Source organism: Paraburkholderia sp. SIMBA_054, assembly GCF_046534875.1.
Lineage (GTDB): Bacteria > Pseudomonadota > Gammaproteobacteria > Burkholderiales > Burkholderiaceae > Paraburkholderia > Paraburkholderia hospita.
The window spans coordinates 1-1,470 of the sequence record NZ_JAWRXV010000161.1 but is presented as its reverse complement, the minus strand read 5'-3'; the positions used below and the strand labels follow the sequence as shown (position 1 = coordinate 1,470).

The window sequence follows — 1,470 nt, the reverse complement described above, 5'->3', positions numbered from 1 at the left end:
TTGGAGTCCGCAGACAACTGCGCCCGTAAGTGACGCTGGAAGCCGACGTTTTCAGGTAACTCATCCGTACCACCCCCTTCATCTGCAGGAATTCGAACTGGTCCTTCACGCCCAGAACTGGCATGAGGACAGGGTCTGGTTTCACGACGCGAACGGCCGACTGCGGGCGCTGCCCGCCAACTGGACGAGCGTCGTCGCCGAGGACCCATTCAACGTCGTCGCTGCCGGGCGTGCCTTGTTCCGCGTGGAAGAGTTGCTTGAACTGGGGCGTTTGATCGCCACGCTGGAGCCGTGAACAGCACAATCGCGTGTAAAGCTAAATACGTCGAGGATGTAAAGTTAACTATGCCTGACGTCGATTCAGGCTGGATGCCAACGCTATAGAATATTTGCCGTAAACGGCCATGCTTCCGTGATATTCATTCAGTTATGACTTGTATATTCAGAAATATGGTACATAATTAAGTTTACAGTGATTAGCCCGGCTTTCTCTGGAGTTCGTGCATGGCGATAGACCGACGCAAAGAGGACAAGCGCCGCGCGCTGCGGCAGCAGGCGAGCCTCAATCCGCGCCCCGATGCCGTGACGCATCCGCTGTTTCGGGACGAAGAGTTCTTCGATCCCCATGATCTGCTGCAGGTCAAGTACGAGATGCTGCGCGCGGTGCGCGTGGACAAGCGGCCGATCAGCGAAGCGGCCAAATCATTTGGTTTCTCCCGTCCGTCGTTCTATCAGGCCCAGGCGGCCTTCGAGGAGGGTGGATTGGCCGCTTTGATTCCACAGAAGACCGGGCCGCGCAGCGGCCATAAATTGACGCCGGCGGTGATGGAGTTTTTGAACCGGGTGCGGGTTGCCGAGCCGGCTGTGCGAGCGGAGCGACTAGCCAGCCTGGTGCACCAGAACTTCGGCGTCCAGGTTCACCCGCGCAGTATCGAACGGCAGTTTCTGCGCCAAAAAAAACCGTAACGAAACCGTCCCTGTCGTTGCCCGACCGTGCGCTGAACAATGACGGTCTGATCTCGCGTTATGAGGATCTGAGGCAACAGGCACTTGGACTGTCGTACGAAATTCCTCGCGGCCAGGGCCTCGTGCTGTTGATGCGTAGCGGCATGAGAGCGTGGATGCAGGCATGGGCCCAGTGCGCGACCACGGTTGTACGGCGGCAGTCGCCGTCGGGCGATGCAGAGATCATCTCCTTCACGCTGCATCAGGAGGCGACGATGATTCTGGCTTCAATGCTTCTACACCGGCGTCAGGAGGCAACAGCATGAAGAGCGATCCTCACCAAAAGGTCCAGGCGAGCCATCTCAAGCGCAACGCCTATCTGTATATCCGGCAATCCACATTGCGCCAGGTGTTCGAGAATACCGAGAGCACCAAACGCCAATACGCGCTGCGCCAACGGGCGGTCGCCCTGGGGTGGTCCGAGGACCGCATTATTGTGATCGATAGCGACCTCGGCCAGTCCGG

At 58.4% G+C, this 1,470-nt stretch carries 4 protein-coding genes; all 4 read left to right on the top strand.

The features are described from left to right. Positions 1-295, top strand: a 295-nt coding sequence (locus SB822_RS54485) for a DUF5372 family protein (RefSeq protein ID WP_410858771.1), incomplete at its 5' end; no start/stop codon positions are given. Positions 296-504: 209 nt separating this feature from the next. Beyond that, positions 505-966 (top strand): helix-turn-helix domain-containing protein, encoded by a 462-nt coding sequence (locus tag SB822_RS54480; protein WP_086910298.1) that lies wholly within the window; start codon positions 505-507, stop codon positions 964-966. A 17-nt stretch (positions 967-983) separates the two neighbouring features. After that, positions 984-1,271, top strand: coding sequence for a hypothetical protein (locus SB822_RS54475; RefSeq protein WP_086910299.1), 288 nt, complete (start codon positions 984-986; stop codon positions 1,269-1,271). After that, positions 1,268-1,470: hypothetical protein (locus tag SB822_RS54470; protein ID WP_410858770.1), on the top strand; the 203-nt coding region annotated here is incomplete at its 3' end. The genes SB822_RS54475 and SB822_RS54470, both read left to right, overlap by 4 nt.

Bases quoted from the DNA above. Each gene is read 5' to 3' on its own strand.
- SB822_RS54480 (WP_086910298.1), top strand. From the start codon at position 505: ATGGCGATAGACCGACGCAAAGAGGACAAGCGCCGCGCGCTGCGGCAG.